A 15,457-nucleotide genomic window follows, 5' to 3' on the forward strand; every position below is an offset into this window, starting at 1 on the left:
TTTCCGTTCGACCAGACGTGTACGTTCCGGGAGAACTGGAACGGCTGGGCGCGAGGCGAAGGACCCGTTCCCGGCCGTTCTGGACCGTTCCGGACCGGTCCTGGCTGTTCCTGACCGTTCCGGCACGTCCGCCGGTATGGAACACTGGTCTAGACAACCCTGAGAAAATCCTGAAGGGCAGCATCACATGGCTGAGCGCCGCGTCAACGTCGGCTGGGCCGAGGGCCTCCACGCCCGCCCCGCCTCCATCTTCGTCCGTGCGGCCACGGCCGCCGGCGTCCCCGTGACGATCGCCAAGGCTGACGGCACCCCGGTCAACGCGGCGTCGATGCTCGCTGTGCTGGGCCTCGGCGCCCAGGGCGGCGAGGAGATCGTCCTCGCGTCCGACGCGGACGGGGCGGATGCCGCCCTCGACCGGCTGGCGAAGCTGGTCTCCGAGGGTCTCGAGGAGCTTCCCGAGACCGTCTGACGAAAAACAGGCGAATTGCGGCGGAGCCGCGTCGGCTTCCTTTTCGGAGGCGGCGCGGCTCCGCCGCTTTTATTGGGGCGGTACTCCTGGATGCGCGCGCCATACCTTCAGAAGCCCGGCCGGGAATTCCGCACAGCGTCAAAAATGGGCAGCAAAAAGAGACCCCCACCGAATAACTCTCTTTGTATACGGTGCGTCTGTTAAAGCCGCGGACTCACAGTGTTTACGGCATGTTGCGAACCCCTCACACGGTCTCCGCGGTCCGGAAAACGCAGTCGATGTGCGGCAGTGGACCGTTCCGAGTGCAGCGTGGTCAGCGATCGCGCCCGCTCGGCGTCGCCACGGGCCACGGCGTCGACGATCGCGCCGTGCTCCGCCCACGCCTCCACGGGATGGGCGGGCGTCTCCACGGTGTACATCCAGGCGATCTTGTGCCTGAGCTGGGTGAGCAGCGCCGTCAGCCCAGGGCTGCCCGAGGCCTGCGCCAGCGTCTCGTGGAACCAGCCGCTCAGCGACCGCAGATCCTCGCTGTGACCCCGCCTGGCGCGCTCCTGACCCAGCCTGACCAGGCCGCGCAGCACCTTCAGATGCGCCTCGGTGCGGCGCTGCGCCGCGCGGGCCGCACCCAGCGGCTCGAGCAGCATGCGGACCTCCAGCAGGTCGGCGGCCTCCTGCTCGGTGGGCTCGGCGACACAGGCGCCCGCATGCCTGCGCGTCACGACGAAACCCTCGGCCTCGAGCGTGCGCAGGGCCTCGCGCACCGGGACACGGGACACCCCGTACCGGCGCGCGAGCAGTTCCTCGGTGAGCCGGCTTCCGCGCTCGTAGACACCCGCGACGATGTCGTCGCGGATTGCCGTGCATACCGAGTGCGCGGGAATCTGCATGACCGGACCTCCGCCTTAATCCCCGCGAAACGCGGTCGATTGACGCTTGTTGACTGACTCTATTGCAACAGGCGGGAATTTCCGACGGCGGGCCGGAATCCATGGATATTTTTTGGACAAAACGGCGCTCGGGAACGATGAAAGCCCCGGCTCGATGAGCCGGGGCTTCCCTGAAGTGAGGATTCGGTGAAGGCAGCTTCCCCGAACCGCTCTCGCGTCAGACCTTCACGCCGTGCGAGCGCAGATACGCGAGGGGGTCGATGTCGGAGCCGTACTCCGGGGTGGTCCGGGCCTCGAAGTGCAGATGCGGCCCGGTGACGTTGCCGGTCGCCCCGGAGAGGCCTATCTGCTGCCCCGGCGTGACCTTCTGGCCGACGGAGACGGCGATGGACGACAGATGGCCGTACTGGGTGTACGTGCCGTCGTTCATCTTGATCACGATCTGGTTCCCGTAGGCACCGCCCCAGCCGGCGGTGACGACGGTGCCCGAGCCGACGGAGTGGACGGGGGTGCCGGACGCGGCATGGAAGTCGATGCCGGTGTGAGTGCCGGACGACCACAGGGAGCCGCCCGTCTTGTAGCCGGTCGAGACGTAGGAGCCGGTGATCGGCAGCACGAAGGCGTTGAGGCGCTTGCGCTCGGCCTCGCGGGCAGCGCGCTCCTTGGCCTCCCGCTCCTTCTTGGCCTTCGCCTCGGCCTTGCGCTTCCGCTCCGCGGCCTTCTTCTTGGCGGCGGCCTCCTCGGCGGCCTGCTGCTGCGCGGCGGCCTGGGCGTCGATCTGGGCGGCGACGGACTCGCCGAGGGTGACGGCCTGCGTCAGGCCGGTCTGCTCGACGGTCGGGCCTGCCGCCATGGCGGGGGACGCGAGGGCGCCCATGACGCCGGTGGTGGTGAGGGCCGCGATACCCGCCGCGCTTGCGGTCGTGCGGGTCAGGCGGTTCGGACGACGGTGTTTCCCGGTGGCGCGGGTGAACGCCATGTAGTGGCTGGTCCTTTCCTTCCTTCTCGCCTACCGGGTTAGCTGACGGGTTCGGAGCAGGAAGGTCTCCTACGGGCCCCTCGGCACGGCAAGGGCCCCGATTCACCCCAGGGACTGCGATGGGTCCCCGGCTCCCCTGGTTCACACCGTCCGGGGACTCGGCGATCGCTGTCCGGTGCCGCGGGCGCGGCGCACTGCCTGACGAACAGCCGGACTGACGCTAATCGGGACATCTTTCAATCAACAAACGCAGCCTGGGATTTGTAGTGCATGCCACAGGGCAGACAGGCAGCCTCTCCAACAATTCGGACAAACGACGACCCCGGTGGCTCTGCAGCCACCGGGGTCTCTCCGGGCCCGGCCGGTGCTCGTGCCCGTCCGCGTGGGGCGGGCGGTCCGGCGTCGGGTCTAGCCCGTGACGACCGTCACTTCACCGATACCGAGCGCCCTGACGGGCTCCTCGATCTGGGAGGCGTCACCCACGAGGACGGTCACCAGACGGTCCACCGGGAAGGCGCTGACCGCCGCGGCCGTGGCCTCGACGGTGCCGGTCGCGGACAACTGCTGGTACAGCTGCGCCTGGAAGTCGTCCGGGAGACCCTGCTCGACCTGGTCGGCCAGCGTGCCCGCAACGGCCGCCGCCGTCTCGTACTTGAGCGGTGCGACACCCACCAGGTTGTGCACCGCGGCGTCGCGCTCGGCGTCCGTGAGGCCCTCGGCGGCGAGCGTACGCAGCACCTTCCACAGGTCGTCCAGCGCCGGGCCGGTGTTCGGGGTGTCGACAGAGCCGCTGATGGCCAGCATCGCGGCGCCTGTAGCTCCTCCAGGGGAAGTCGGCGCTGCCGAGCGGAGCACCTGCCCGAACGCCCGTACGCCGTAGGTGTATCCCTTCTCCTCGCGCAGGACGCGGTCCAGGCGCGAGGTGAGGGTGCCGCCCAGGCAGTAGGTGCCGAGCACCTGGGCGGGCCAGACGCGGTCGTGGCGGTCCGGGCCGATGCGGCCGATGAGCAGCTGCGTCTGGACCGCGCCCGGGCGGTCGACGATGACGACGCGGCCGGTGTCGTCGGCGGTCACCGGCGGCGCGGGACGGGGCTCGGCGGTCGAGCCGGTCCAGGCGCCGAGCGTGTCCGCGAGGAGCGCGTCCAGGTCGGTGCCGGAGAGGTCGCCCACGACGACGGCGGTGGCCGTGGCGGGGCGTACGTGCTTCTCGTAGAAGGCGCGCACGGCCGCGGAGTCGATGCCCGTGACCGTCTCCTCGGTGCCCTGGCGGGGGCGGGACATGCGCGAGTCCGCCGGGAACAGCTCCTTGGAGAGCTCCTTGGCGGCGCGGCGGGCCGGGTTGGCGGTCTCGTGGGGGATCTCGTCCAGCCGGTTGCGGACGAGCCGCTCGATCTCGCTGTCCGCGAACGCGGGCGCCCTGAGGGCGTCGGCGAGCAGCCCGAGGGCCTTCGGCAGCCGGGAGACGGGCACTTCGAGCGCGAGCCGTACGCCGGGGTGGTCGGCGTGCGAGTCGAGCGTGGCGCCGCAGCGCTCCAGCTCGGCGGCGAACTCCTCGGCGGAGTGCTTGTCGGTGCCCTCGGAGAAGGCCCGCGCCATGATCGTGGCGACGCCGTCCAGGCCGGCCGGCTCGGCGTCCAGCGGGCTGTCGAGAAGGATCTCGACGGCGACGACCTGCTGGCCGGGGCGGTGGCAACGCAGCACCGTCAGGCCGTTGCCGAGCGTGCCGCGGCCGGGCGCGGGGAAGGCCCAGGGCTTGGCGGGGCCGGCCTGGGGCTGCGGGTGGAATTCCATGATCACAGGGATTTCGGCCTCGGTCACTTCGCCGCCTCCTCGTCTGCGGTGCCGTCTGTGTCCTCAGCGGCCTCGGCCGCGGCCTCGGGGTGCGCGAGCGGCTCGTAGACGAGCACCGCGCGGTTGTCGGGGCGCAGGCGGGCCCTGGCGATGTCCCGCACCTCCTCCGGCGTGACCTCGAGCACCCGCTTGACGGCGGTCAGGGCGAGCTGCGGGTCACCGAACAGGACGGCGTACCGGCAGAGTTCGTCGGCGCGGCCCGCGACCGTGCCGAGACGGTCCAGCCACTCGCGCTCCAACTGCGCCTGCGCGCGCTCCATTTCCTCGGGCGTGGGGCCCTCCTCGGCGAACCGGGCGAGCTCCTCGTCGACGGCGGCCTCGATGACCGGGACCTCCACGTCGCCGGACGTCTTCACGTCCAGCCAGCCGAGCGACGGGGCTCCGGCCAGCCTGAGCAGCCCGAATCCGGCCGCGACGGCGGTGCGGTCGCGGCGTACGAGGCGGTTGTAGAGCCGCGAGGACTCGCCGCCGCCGAGGACGGTGAGCGCCAGGTCGGCCGCGTCGCACGCGCGCGTGCCGTCCTCCGGGAGCCGGTACGCGGCCATCAGGGCGCGAGCCGGGACCTCCTCCTCGACGACCTCGCGCAGCTGCTCGCCGATGATCTCCGGGAGGCTTCCGTCGCGCGGGGCGGGCTTGCCGTCGTGGGACGGGATGGACCCGAAGTACTTCTCGATCCAGGCGAGCGTCTGCTCCGGGTCGATGTCGCCGACGACCGACAGGACGGCGTTGTTCGGCGCGTAGTACGTGCGGAAGAAGGCCCGCGCGTCCTCCAGCGTCGCCGCGTCCAGGTCGGCCATCGAGCCGATCGGGGTGTGGTGGTAGGGGTGGCCGTCCGGGTAGGACAGGGCGGTCAGCTTCTCGAAGGCCGTGCCGTACGGCACGTTGTCGTAGCGCTGGCGGCGCTCGTTCTTGACGACGTCCCGCTGGTTCTCCATGGACTCGTCGTCGAGGGCGGCGAGGAGGGAGCCCATACGGTCGGCCTCCAGCCAGAGCGCGAGCTCCAGCTGGTGCGCGGGCATCGTCTCGAAGTAGTTGGTGCGCTCGAAGCTCGTGGTGCCGTTCAGCGAGCCGCCGGCTCCCTGGACCAGCTCGAAGTGGCCGTTGCCCTTCACCTGCTCGGACCCCTGGAACATCAGGTGCTCGAAGAGGTGGGCAAGGCCGGTGCGACCCTTGACCTCGTGACGCGAGCCGACGTCGTACCAGAGGCAGACCGCGGCGACCGGGGTCAGGTGGTCCTCGGAGAGCACGACGCGCAGGCCGTTGGCCAGCCGGTGCTCCTTCGCTGTCAGGCCGCCGGAACCGGCCTGCGCTGTGGCCGTGTGACCCATGGGCATGTACGTCCCTTCGATCGCGAAAACTGAAAGGTTCTGCAGCTCCTGCCACTGTATGCAAGGCGGCTGACACCTGGCGAAGTTCCAGCGGTCCGGGTCGGGGCGCCTGATCTCGTCGGTCGCGTGTCCCGTGGCGAGCGCGCGCCGGCGGGTGGGTTGGGGCCGCGGGGGATGGCCACCCGTGCGCACCGTCCCATGGGCGGCTCGCCGCAGGGCCGGCCAGGCATGGGCCGGGGCCCGGCAGACGGCCCCGCCACCGCCGTTGTCAGTGGCCCGGTCCACAGTTGTCGGTGGGGCGGTCCACAATGGTCCGCAGCAGATCCGTTCATGGCCCTGAGCCCGATGGCCCGGCAGACAGTGTGAAGGAGCCGCAGCAGCGATGGCCCGCCGCAGCACGAAGACCCCGCCGCCCGACGACTTCGAGGAGAAGATCCTCGACATCGACGTCGTCGACGAGATGCAGGGCTCCTTCCTCGAGTACGCCTACTCGGTGATCTACTCCCGGGCCCTGCCGGACGCCCGGGACGGCCTGAAGCCCGTGCACCGCCGCATCGTCTACCAGATGAACGAGATGGGCCTGCGCCCCGACCGCGGCTATGTGAAGTGCGCCCGCGTCGTCGGCGAGGTCATGGGTAAGTTGCACCCGCACGGCGACGCGTCGATCTACGACGCCCTGGTGCGCATGGCCCAGCCCTTCTCGATGCGTGTCCCGCTGGTCGACGGCCACGGCAACTTCGGCTCGCTGGGCAACGACGACCCGCCGGCCGCCATGCGGTACACAGAGTGCCGGATGGCCGACGCCACGTCGCTGATGACAGAGTCCATCGACGAGGACACGGTCGACTTCCAGCCGAACTACGACGGCCAGGAGCAGGAGCCGGTGGCCCTGCCCGCCGCGTATCCGAACCTGCTGGTGAACGGCTCGTCCGGTATCGCCGTCGGCATGGCGACGAACATGCCGCCGCACAACCTGAGCGAGGTCATCGCCGCCGCCCGCCATCTGATCAGGTACCCGGGCGCCGACCTGGACACGCTCATGAAGTACGTCCCGGGCCCCGACCTGCCCACGGGCGGCCGCATCGTCGGCCTCGCGGGCATCCGGGACGCGTACGAGACGGGCCGCGGCACGTTCAAGATCCGGGCCACGGTCTCCGTGGAGACCGTGACGGCGCGCCGCAAGGGCCTCGTCGTCACCGAGCTGCCGTTCACCGTCGGCCCGGAGAAGGTGATCGCCAAGATCAAGGACCTGGTCGGCTCGAAGAAGCTGCAGGGCATCGCCGACGTCAAGGACCTCACGGACCGTGCGCACGGCCTGCGCCTGGTGATCGAGATCAAGAACGGCTTCGTGCCGGAGGCGGTCCTGGAGCAGCTGTACAAGCTGACGCCCATGGAGGAGTCCTTCGGCATCAACAACGTCGCGCTGGTCGACGGCCAGCCGCTCACGCTGGGCCTGAAGGAGCTGCTCGAGGTCTACCTCGACCACCGCTTCAACGTCGTGCGCCGCCGCAGCGAGTTCCGCCGCGGAAAGAAGCGCGACCGGCTGCACCTGGTCGACGGCCTGCTGGTCGCGCTGATCGACATCGACGAGGTCATCCAGCTCATCCGCTCCAGCGAGAACTCCGCGCAGGCCAAGGAGCGCCTGATCAGGCGGTTCGCGCTGAGCGACGTCCAGACGCAGTACATCCTCGACACACCGCTGCGCCGCCTCACCAAGTTCGACCGTATCGAGCTGGAGGCGGAGCGGGACCGGCTGAACGCGGAGATCGAGGAGCTGACCCGCGTCCTCGAGTCGGACACCGAGCTGCGCAAGCTCGTGTCCAACGAACTGGCCGCCGTGGCCAAGAAGTTCGGCACGGAACGGCGCACGGTCCTGCTGGAGTCGGCGGGCGCCCCCGCGGCCGCGGTGCCGCTGCAGGTCGCCGACGACCCGTGCCGGGTGCTGCTGTCGTCGACGGGCCTCCTGGCGCGTACGCCCAACGGCAACCCCTTCGAGGACGGCGGCGGCAAGCGCGTCAAGCACGACGTGATCGTGTCGTCCGTACCGGCGACGGCGCGCGGTGAGGTGGGCGCGGTCACGTCGTCCGGCAGACTGCTTCGGGTGGCGGTGATCGATCTTCCGCAGCTTCCCGAGGTGACTCTGTCGCCCAACCTCTCGGGCGGCGCCCCGCTGTCGGAGTTCCTGTCCCTGGAGGCCGATGAGCGGGTCGTCTGCCTGACGACCCTCGACGAGTCGTCTCCCGGCCTGGCCCTGGGCACCGAGCAGGGCGTCGTCAAGCGTGTCGTCCCGGACTATCCGTCGAACAAGGACGAGCTGGAGGTCATCACCCTCAAGGAGGGCGACCGGATCGTCGGCGCGATCGAGTTGCGTACGGGCGAGGAGGACCTGGTCTTCATCACGGACGACGCCCAGCTGCTGCGCTTCCAGGCGTCGCAGGTCCGCCCGCAGGGCCGCCCGGCCGGTGGCATGGCGGGCATCAAGCTCGCCGAGGGTGCGAAGGTCATCTCGTTCACCGCGGTCGACCCCTCGGTGGACGCGGTGGTCTTCACGGTCGCGGGCTCACGCGGCACGCTGGACGACTCGGTCCAGACGACGGCCAAGCTGACCCCGTTCGACCAGTACCCGCGCAAGGGCCGCGCGACGGGCGGCGTGCGCTGCCAGCGCTTCCTGAAGGGCGAGGACTGCCTGAGCTTCGCCTGGGCCGGTGCGACACCCGCCCGCGCGGCGCAGAAGAGCGGCATGCCGACGGAACTGCCCGAGATCGATCCGCGCCGGGACGGGTCGGGCGTGTCGCTCGGCAAGCCGGTCGCGGTGGTGGCCGGACCGTCGGCGTAGGTCAGCCGGCGTCTGCCTGCTCGGATTCCTGCAGGTAGTCGGGTTCCTCCGGGTACTCGGCTTCCTGCGGGTCCTCGGCTTTCTGCAGGTCCTCGGCTCCGTCTGGTTTCTGGACGTAGCGCAGGACGCCCCACATGCTGCGCTCGTCGGCGTGGGGGGCGTCCGGGCTGCTGAGGGAGTCGTCACGGACGGCGTCGAGCTCCTTGTGAAGAGTGGCGATGTCAATGCCGTAACCGATGAGGACGAGCTGGGTGAGCCCGTCCTCGCCGTCGGCCCAGGGCTCCGGGTAGAACCGCAGGAACGGCCCCACGGCGTGCACGGCATACCGGTTGCGCGCATCCGCCGCACCGAAGTCGACGTGCCCCTTGATGCGGTAGAGCCCCTCGGGCCTGCGCTCCAGGAAATCCATCAGCCGACGCGGGCTCAGCGGCACGTCGGAGGTGAAGGAGAGACTGTCGTAGGCGACGTGCAGGTGGTCGCCGTGCCCGTCCGCGCCGTCATGCTCATGCATGTCGTCGAACGAGAGCTGCCCGACCCGCTCCTCGGCGGGCCTGCGGTCGAAGAGCAGATCGGGATCGATCCGCCCGTACGACGCGGGGACGACGGCCGCACGACCGGCAAGCCCGCGGACCAGTTCGATGGTCCGCTCCCGCTCCCCCGCCGGCACACGGTCGGCCTTGTTGACCACGACGAGGTCGGCGATGGCCAGATGCCGCTCGATCTCCGGATGCCGCTCCCGGGTGTTGCCGAACTCGACAGCGTCGACGACCTCGACCAACCCGCCGTACACGACGCGCGGATTCCCGCTGGCGAGAACCATGCGGACGAGTTCCTGCGGCTCGGCGAGGCCGCTCGCCTCGATGACGACAATGTCGATGCGGGCCGAAGGCCGGGTCAATGTGTCCAGGTACCGGTCGAGATCGCTCACGTCCACGGCACAGCACAGACAGCCGTTGCCGAGCGAGACGGTCGAGTCGCCGAGCGCTCCCGCCACAGCCATCGCGTCGATCTCGATCGCCCCGAAGTCGTTGACGATCGCGCCGATCCGGCTGCCTCTGCTGCTGTGCAGGAGGTGGTTGAGCAGCGTGGTCTTCCCTGATCCCAGGAACCCCGCGAGTACGACGACCGGGACCTGCCGCTCACTCAAGCTGGCGACCTTTCTTGTGCGACGGGTGTTGTACGGCGGTTCTTGTTCGACGACGGAGGACCGACCCAGAATATGTGCGCCCAGAACGGCGGCAAAGTGAACGATTGTTAGCAGCGCTTGCTGGGCACACACTCAGCACGGCGCCGGTACGCACGACAAAACCTTCCTGCCGTGCGCCTCCTCTACCGCCTCCCGCCGATCAGAGCCGCTCGGCACCCTGGGAGACGGCAAGCGCGACATCATCGCTCGCCGGTCCAATACCGTCGACCCGCACCGACGACCGGCGGACGGTCGCCTGAATCGGGGGTTGACATGGCCACACAGAAATTGGGAGCACGAGGGCTGGGCTGCGGCCTCGCCTTTGCCGCAGGGGCCCTCGCGTTCCTGGCCGCCCACAGGTGGAGCGACCGGCGTCTACAGAAGGAATACGCCGAACATCATCGCCACGCGGCGCTCGCCCAGCAGCAGCGACTGCAGTTCGACATGCTGAGCAGAGCGATGGACGACCCTGATCTGGCGGCCGTGCTCGACACCTTTGATACGCCTCTAGAACCACGGATCCTGCGTCAGTACCTCTTCGCGAACGCCGTGTACACGAATGTCCTACTTGCTTGGCGGGTCAACAATCTCAGCTGGGAGGAGCTTCACGGACACTTGCGGCTGATTTGCCAGAACGAGATCTTCCGCGACTACTGGGAAGCCACCCGACCGCATCGGGCGAGTCTGGTGGACTCGTCGGACGAGGCCCGCCTGGGCCGAATGGTGGACAAACTGATACGGGATCTGGAGGAGGCCGAAACCGAAGAGTGGTGGGTCGTCGGCCAACCTCCGCCCGAAACAAGTTAGTTGCCCGTGAAGCAGGAGTGGCACGCGCGGTTGACGAGGCGCTTGAATCAGGAACCTCCTCTTCCCTAGGGTAAGCGCGCGCGGTTACCCAGCTCGTCGACGCGCGAAACCCTGAGCCACTGGCTTCGCGTGGCTCCTTGAGACAGGATCCACTTTTGAGAATCGTGCGTCGCCTTGGTGCCTCCCCTCAACAGCGCGGAAGCGTCTCGGGACAGTCCTGCCCTGACGTGTTCGAGCTGAGCGACGGGAACTTCGCCGTCATCGGGACGGAGGCCACGGCGACGCTCGAGGAGGAGCTCCCTCCCGACGCTTCCCGCGCGGAGTATGAGCGAATCGTCATCGTAAGCCGTGAAACCCTGGTGCGCGCCAAGGCTGATATTCCCGACGCCTAGCAAGCCGCCCAACGCCGGGACCCGCGACACGGCGCGTTCGTCAAGTGCGCTCCATACGTGGCCGACAAGTCACGTGGGACCAATTCAGGTTAGGCTCACCTACGTGAGCACCTGCGCTACCGCCTCCCAGGCCCTCGACGAGCCCGTCGTCGGGACTGCCGCCACGGCGAGGACTTGGCTGCTGGTAGAGCAGCCGGGGCCCTGGGGTGCCAAGGCGCTCACCTCCAGCCACCTGGACCCGGTGCTCGGCCGCGCCCTGGAGGCGGCGGCCCAAGGGACGGGCGTACGCGTGGCCCTCATCCGGCGCCCCGGCCGCCACGCCGACTGCCACACACCCACCCGCCGACAGGTGTACGCAGCGCACACCACCCCCGGCAACACGTGGCTGCGAAGCGCCACAACGGAGTCCCCCGGGCAGTTGCTCAACCTCGATTTCCGGGCGCTCGGCATGGGTGATCATCACACCTTCGACCGACTCCTCCAGGGTGAGGCCCACACCGGCTCCCCGCTCACCCTCATCTGCACCAACGGCAAGCGCGACCGGTGCTGCGCGCTCCTCGGCCGGCCCCTCGCCGCCGAGCTCGAGACGTCCGGCGTCGACGGCGTCTGGGAGGTCACCCACCTCGGCGGCCACCGCTTCTCGCCGACGCTGCTGGTGCTGCCGTACGGGTACGCGTACGGCCGCGTCGCGGCTCACCACGTGAAGGAGATCCTCGAAGGCGTCCAGGAGGGCCGCATCGTCGCCGACAGGTGTCGCGGGAACTCCGCGTGGGAGCGGCCGGGGCAGGCCGCAGAGCTGGCGGTGCGTACGTCGACGGGCGAAGACCGCGCCGGCACGCTCACCGTCGTACGGACAGAGGGCACCGCCCCGCGCTGGGACGTGACCGTCGCCCACACCGACGGCCGCCGGTGGCGGGTCACCGTCGCCCAGGGGGCCTCCCTGCCGCCCCGCCCCGAGAGCTGCGGCTCGCCCCTGGGCTCACCGGCAAGGATGGACGTCGTCGCGGTACGGGAAGTCCGTCCGGCGGCCCGCACCGTCTGCCTCACCGGCTGAGACAGGCGCCACAGGGGCTTAGGCGGAGCCCGCCCGCCCCTTACCTTCGTACCCATGACCCCGACCCCCGCCGCCCGTCGACTGCGCCTCGGCCTGCCCCGGCGTGTCTTCTCCCAGGTGCTGCTGATGCAGCTGGCGATAGCCGCCGGAGTCACCGTGCTCGCCACCGGGCTCTTCCTCGCCCCGCTCAGCCAGCAACTGGACGACCAGGCGATGCGGCGTGCGCTCGCCATCGCCCAGACCACGGCGGCTCAGCCGCAGATCGCCAAGGATCTGCAGACCTCTCGGCCCACACCCGACGGGCCCGTGCAGGCCGACGCGGAGCGGATACGGCACGCCAGCGGCGCCGAGTACGTCGTGATCATGAACAAGCAGGGGATCCGCTGGTCGCACACCGAACCCAAGGAGATAGGCAAGCCGGTCTCGACCGATCCCAGCGTGGCGCTCGCCGGACACGAGATCATGCAGATCGACAGCGGCACACTCGGCCGCTCGGCGCGCGGCAAGGTCCCCCTGCGCGACGCCGACGGCAGGATCATCGGCGCGGTCTCGGTCGGCATCGAGTACGACAGCGTCCGGGCCCGGCTGATCAACGCCATACCGGGACTGTTCGCCTATGCGGGCGGAGCCCTGGCCGTCGGTGCGCTCGCCGCGTACGTGATCTCCCGGCGGGTGCAGCGGCAGACCCGCGACCTGGCCTTCTCGGACATCTCCGCGCTGCTCGCCGAGCGCGAGGCCATGCTGCACGGCATTCGCGAGGGCGTGGTCGCCCTGGACCGCGGCGGCCGGATCCGGCTGCTCAACGACGAGGCACAGCGGCTCCTGGGGCTCGACGCGGAGGCTATCGGGAAGTCTCTGGACACGGCGCTCGGACCGGGTCGTACGACGGATGTGCTGGGCGGGCGCGTCACCGGCAGAGATCTGCTGACGGTGAGCGGCCAGCGCGTACTCGTCGCGAACCGCATGCCGACCGATGACGGCGGCGCCGTCGCCACCCTGCGCGACCGAACCGAGCTCGAGCAGCTGGGACGCGAGCTGGACTCCACCCGCGGCCTGATCGACGCCCTGCGCGCGCAGGACCACGAGCACGCCAACCGCATGCACACGCTCCTCGGGCTGTTGGAGCTGGAGATGTACGACGACGCGGTCGAGTTCGTCGGCGAGGTCGTGGGCGATCACCGGGCCACCGCCGAACAGGTCACCGAGAAGATCCACGATCCGCTGCTCGCCGCCCTGCTGGTCGGGAAGGCCACGGTCGCGGCGGAGCGCGGCGTGGCGCTGTGGATCTCGGACGACACCCTCCTCCCCGACCGGCTGATCGACCCCCGGGGACTGGTCACCGTCGTCGGCAATCTCGTCGACAACGCCCTGGACGCCGTCGCGGGGACTCCGCACGCGCGCGTGGAGGTCGAGTTGCGCGCCGAGGGGCGCACGGCGGTCCTCCGTATCCGGGACACCGGGCCCGGAATCCCGGCGGAACAGCGCGAGTTGGTCTTCACCGAGGGGTGGTCCACCAAGAAGCCCCCGGCCCATGGCAAACGGGGCATCGGTCTCGCCCTGGTACGCCGGCTCGCTGAACGGCAGGGCGGCAGTGCCGAGGTCGGCGAGCCGGTCGGCGGAGGCGCGGAGTTCACCGTGGTCCTGCCGGAGGCCCTCACGGAGCCCGCCCTGGGGTCGGAATCCGCGCACACGGGCGCCACGGACGCCACGGACGCCACGGACGCCACGGACGCCACGGACGCCACGGACGCCACGGACGCCACGGACGCCACGGACGCCACGAAGAGTACGGGTGCTGCCCGTGCAACCACGAAGGAGGAGTCGCGATGATCGAGGTGCTGGTCGTGGACGACGACACCCGGGTCGCACGGGTCAATGCCGCGTATGTGGAAAAGGTCGCGGGCTTCCGCGTGGCGGGCGAGGCGCACACCGGGGCCGAAGCGCTGCGGCTGGTGGACAGCCTCCCCCGGCTCGACCTGGTGCTTCTCGACCACTATCTGCCGGACGAGACAGGCCTGGCAGTGGTGCGGGAGATGCGGCGCCGCGGCCACCAGACCGACGTGATCATGGTGACCGCGGCCCGTGACGTCTCCACCGTCCAGGCCGCGATGCGGCTCGGCGCGCTCCAGTACCTGGTCAAGCCGTTCGCCTTCGCCGGACTGCGCGCCAAGCTCGAGGCATACGCCGAGCTGCGCCGCACTCTCGACTCCGGCGGCCAGGCCGAGCAGGCCGAGGTCGACCGGATCTTCGGCGCACTGTCGGCCGGTTCGCAGCCGGAGCTGCCCAAGGGCCACTCCCACAACACCGCGGAGCTCGTACGCCGGGCGCTGGAGAGCGCCGAGACGCCGCTGTCGGCGCAGGAGATCGCGGACCTGACGGGGCTGAGCCGGCAGACGGCCCAGCGCTATCTGAAGCTGCTCGAGCGTGCCGGGCAGGCCAGGCTGACGCTGAAATACGGCGACGCGGGCCGCCCGCAGCACTGCTACGTCTGGGCGACCCGCGTCTGAGGGCGTGGTGGCCGGGGGTGACCGCGCGCCCCAGCAGGCAGGGCTGTCGGTCGGTTCAGCCGTGCGACAAGGATCAGCCGGCGGCCTTCTCCACGAACTCGGTGGTGTACGTCTTGCTCAGGTCGATCTTGGCGTTCTTGACGTTGGTGTTGAACGCCTTGAGGACGCGCTCGACGGTCTCGGGACCGTTCTCCGGCATCACACCGTCCGTCGTGAACATCGGCAGCGTGCTCTTGATCGACTGGGCGTAGAGGTCCTTGTCGCCCTGCGCGTAGTCGGCCGGCATCTTCGCGGCGATCTCGTCGGCGCTGTGCGTGGACATCCACTTGAGGGTCTTCACGAAGGCGTTGGCCATCTTCTGGACCGTGTCCTTGTGGCTGTTCACCCAGTCCGTCTGCATGTAGAGGCTGGACGACGGGTACGGGCCGCCGAGCGCCTCCTGCGAGCCCTCCGGGGTGCGCATGTCGACGAGGATCTTGCCGAGCTTCTGGTCGAGGACCGTCGCGACGGTCGGGTCCGTGGTCATGCCGCCGTCGATCGAACCCTTCTTCAGCGGGGCGATGAAGGTCGGTCCGGCGCCGACGGCGACCGGCGTGAACTCGCTGACCTTCACGCCGTTCTTCACCGCGAGGTACTTGGTGAGGAAGTCCGTCGACGAGCCGAGGCTGGTGATGCCGAGCTTCTTGCCCTTGAAGTCCTTGGGGGACTTGATGTCGTCCGCGGCCTTGTTGGAGACGATCTCCACCTCGCCCGGGGCCCGCGAGAACTGCACGACGGACTCGACGGCCTTGCCCTTGGTCTGCAGGTCGAGGGTGTGGTCGTAGAAGCCGACGGCGCCCTGGACCTGGCCGCTGACCAGCGCGGTCTCGGCCTGAACGCCGGCCGGCTCGCTCAGCATCTCCACGTCGAGGCCCTCGTCCGTGAAGTAGCCGAGCCGCTGGGTGAGCATCGCAGGCAGGTAGATGACCTTGTCCAGGCCACCGACCATGATCTTGACGTGCTCACCCTTGCCGCTCCCCTTGCTGCCGGAGTCGGCGGTCGAGCTCGCCGCGTCGTTGGCGCAGGCGGTGAGCGAGGAGAGGGCGAGCAGGCCGGCCGCTGCCAGCGCTGAGGTTCTGACGGTCTTACGCATGTTCGGTCACGTCCTTGTGATATTTCGGT

The 15,457-nt window shown here is 69.7% G+C and carries 13 protein-coding genes and 1 riboswitch; of the genes, 7 read left to right on the forward strand and 6 right to left on the reverse strand.

Annotated elements, in window-relative coordinates; genetic code table 11:
• Positions 1-187 precede the first annotated feature (187 nt).
• Positions 188-469: an HPr family phosphocarrier protein gene (locus ACWD4J_RS19560; protein WP_067284065.1), complete on the forward strand. Its 282-nt coding sequence runs from the start codon at positions 188-190 to the stop codon at positions 467-469.
• A 200-nt stretch (positions 470-669) separates the two neighbouring features.
• On the opposite strand, the gene ACWD4J_RS19565 is transcribed toward ACWD4J_RS19560, so the two are convergent.
• The 4 genes from ACWD4J_RS19565 to ACWD4J_RS19580 all read right to left on the reverse strand — a co-directional run bounded on the left by ACWD4J_RS19565 (position 670) and on the right by ACWD4J_RS19580 (position 5,520).
• Positions 670-1,356 carry a GntR family transcriptional regulator gene (locus ACWD4J_RS19565; protein ID WP_451396630.1) on the reverse strand — a complete coding sequence of 229 codons (687 nt, stop codon included), beginning with the start codon at positions 1,354-1,356 and terminating at the stop codon, positions 670-672.
• A 217-nt stretch (positions 1,357-1,573) separates the two neighbouring features.
• Positions 1,574-2,335, reverse strand: coding sequence for a M23 family metallopeptidase (locus ACWD4J_RS19570; protein ID WP_451396631.1), 762 nt, complete (start codon positions 2,333-2,335; stop codon positions 1,574-1,576).
• 13 nt (positions 2,336-2,348) lie between these two features.
• Positions 2,349-2,509, reverse strand: a riboswitch (cyclic di-AMP (ydaO/yuaA leader).
• 234 nt (positions 2,510-2,743) lie between these two features.
• Positions 2,744-4,126 carry a M16 family metallopeptidase gene (locus ACWD4J_RS19575; protein WP_451396687.1) on the reverse strand — a complete coding sequence of 461 codons (1,383 nt, stop codon included), beginning with the start codon at positions 4,124-4,126 and terminating at the stop codon, positions 2,744-2,746.
• A gap of 23 nt (positions 4,127-4,149) precedes the next feature.
• Positions 4,150-5,520: a M16 family metallopeptidase gene (locus ACWD4J_RS19580; RefSeq protein ID WP_451396632.1), complete on the reverse strand. Its 1,371-nt coding sequence runs from the start codon at positions 5,518-5,520 to the stop codon at positions 4,150-4,152.
• Positions 5,521-5,896: 376 nt separating this feature from the next.
• Between ACWD4J_RS19580 and ACWD4J_RS19585 the strand changes: the two genes are divergently transcribed.
• Entirely contained in the window at positions 5,897-8,350 is a 2,454-nt protein-coding gene (locus tag ACWD4J_RS19585) for a DNA gyrase/topoisomerase IV subunit A (RefSeq protein WP_451396633.1), read from the forward strand.
• Position 8,351: 1 nt separating this feature from the next.
• Here ACWD4J_RS19585 and ACWD4J_RS19590 read toward each other — a convergent pair whose 3' ends face one another.
• Positions 8,352-9,497, reverse strand: a complete 1,146-nt coding sequence (locus ACWD4J_RS19590; protein WP_451396634.1) for a CobW family GTP-binding protein — start codon at positions 9,495-9,497, stop codon at positions 8,352-8,354.
• Between the two features lie 312 nt (positions 9,498-9,809).
• Here ACWD4J_RS19590 and ACWD4J_RS19595 point away from each other — a divergent pair, with 312 nt between their 5' ends.
• The 5 genes from ACWD4J_RS19595 (at position 9,810) to ACWD4J_RS19615 (ending at position 14,296) form a co-directional block, all read left to right on the forward strand.
• Positions 9,810-10,343: a DUF6082 family protein gene (locus tag ACWD4J_RS19595; RefSeq protein ID WP_451396635.1), complete on the forward strand. Its 534-nt coding sequence runs from the start codon at positions 9,810-9,812 to the stop codon at positions 10,341-10,343.
• A gap of 155 nt (positions 10,344-10,498) precedes the next feature.
• A complete protein-coding gene (locus tag ACWD4J_RS19600; RefSeq protein ID WP_451396636.1) occupies positions 10,499-10,735 on the forward strand; it encodes a hypothetical protein in 237 nt (78 codons plus the stop codon).
• A gap of 103 nt (positions 10,736-10,838) precedes the next feature.
• Positions 10,839-11,789, forward strand: coding sequence for a sucrase ferredoxin (locus ACWD4J_RS19605; RefSeq protein WP_451396637.1), 951 nt, complete (start codon positions 10,839-10,841; stop codon positions 11,787-11,789).
• Between the two features lie 54 nt (positions 11,790-11,843).
• Complete coding sequence (locus ACWD4J_RS19610; protein WP_451396638.1) at positions 11,844-13,619, forward strand: ATP-binding protein; 1,776 nt, start codon at positions 11,844-11,846, stop codon at positions 13,617-13,619.
• The gene (locus tag ACWD4J_RS19615; RefSeq protein WP_451396639.1) at positions 13,616-14,296 is read left to right on the forward strand and encodes a response regulator; all 681 of its coding nucleotides are present in this window, start codon (positions 13,616-13,618) and stop codon (positions 14,294-14,296) included. Before ACWD4J_RS19610 ends, ACWD4J_RS19615 begins: the two co-directional genes overlap by 4 nt.
• A gap of 73 nt (positions 14,297-14,369) precedes the next feature.
• On the opposite strand, the gene ACWD4J_RS19620 is transcribed toward ACWD4J_RS19615, so the two are convergent.
• Entirely contained in the window at positions 14,370-15,428 is a 1,059-nt protein-coding gene (locus ACWD4J_RS19620) for an ABC transporter substrate-binding protein (protein ID WP_451396640.1), read from the reverse strand.
• Positions 15,429-15,457: the final 29 nt, after the last annotated feature.

The organism is Streptomyces sp. NPDC002577 (genome assembly GCF_053594815.1).

Excerpts from the sequence above, each read along its gene's own strand:
- ACWD4J_RS19570 (WP_451396631.1), bottom strand. The coding sequence starts at position 2,335 with ATGGCGTTCACCCGCGCCACCGGGAAACACCGTCGTCCGAACCGCCTG.
- ACWD4J_RS19580 (WP_451396632.1), bottom strand. The coding sequence starts at position 5,520 with ATGCCCATGGGTCACACGGCCACAGCGCAGGCCGGTTCCGGCGGCCTG.
- ACWD4J_RS19610 (WP_451396638.1), top strand. The coding sequence starts at position 11,844 with ATGACCCCGACCCCCGCCGCCCGTCGACTGCGCCTCGGCCTGCCCCGG.
- ACWD4J_RS19615 (WP_451396639.1), top strand. The coding sequence starts at position 13,616 with ATGATCGAGGTGCTGGTCGTGGACGACGACACCCGGGTCGCACGGGTC.
- ACWD4J_RS19595 (WP_451396635.1), top strand. The coding sequence starts at position 9,810 with ATGGCCACACAGAAATTGGGAGCACGAGGGCTGGGCTGCGGCCTCGCC.
- ACWD4J_RS19575 (WP_451396687.1), bottom strand. The coding sequence starts at position 4,126 with ATGGAATTCCACCCGCAGCCCCAGGCCGGCCCCGCCAAGCCCTGGGCC.
- ACWD4J_RS19560 (WP_067284065.1), top strand. The coding sequence starts at position 188 with ATGGCTGAGCGCCGCGTCAACGTCGGCTGGGCCGAGGGCCTCCACGCC.
- ACWD4J_RS19620 (WP_451396640.1), bottom strand. The coding sequence starts at position 15,428 with ATGCGTAAGACCGTCAGAACCTCAGCGCTGGCAGCGGCCGGCCTGCTC.
- ACWD4J_RS19565 (WP_451396630.1), bottom strand. The coding sequence starts at position 1,356 with ATGCAGATTCCCGCGCACTCGGTATGCACGGCAATCCGCGACGACATC.
- ACWD4J_RS19585 (WP_451396633.1), top strand. The coding sequence starts at position 5,897 with ATGGCCCGCCGCAGCACGAAGACCCCGCCGCCCGACGACTTCGAGGAG.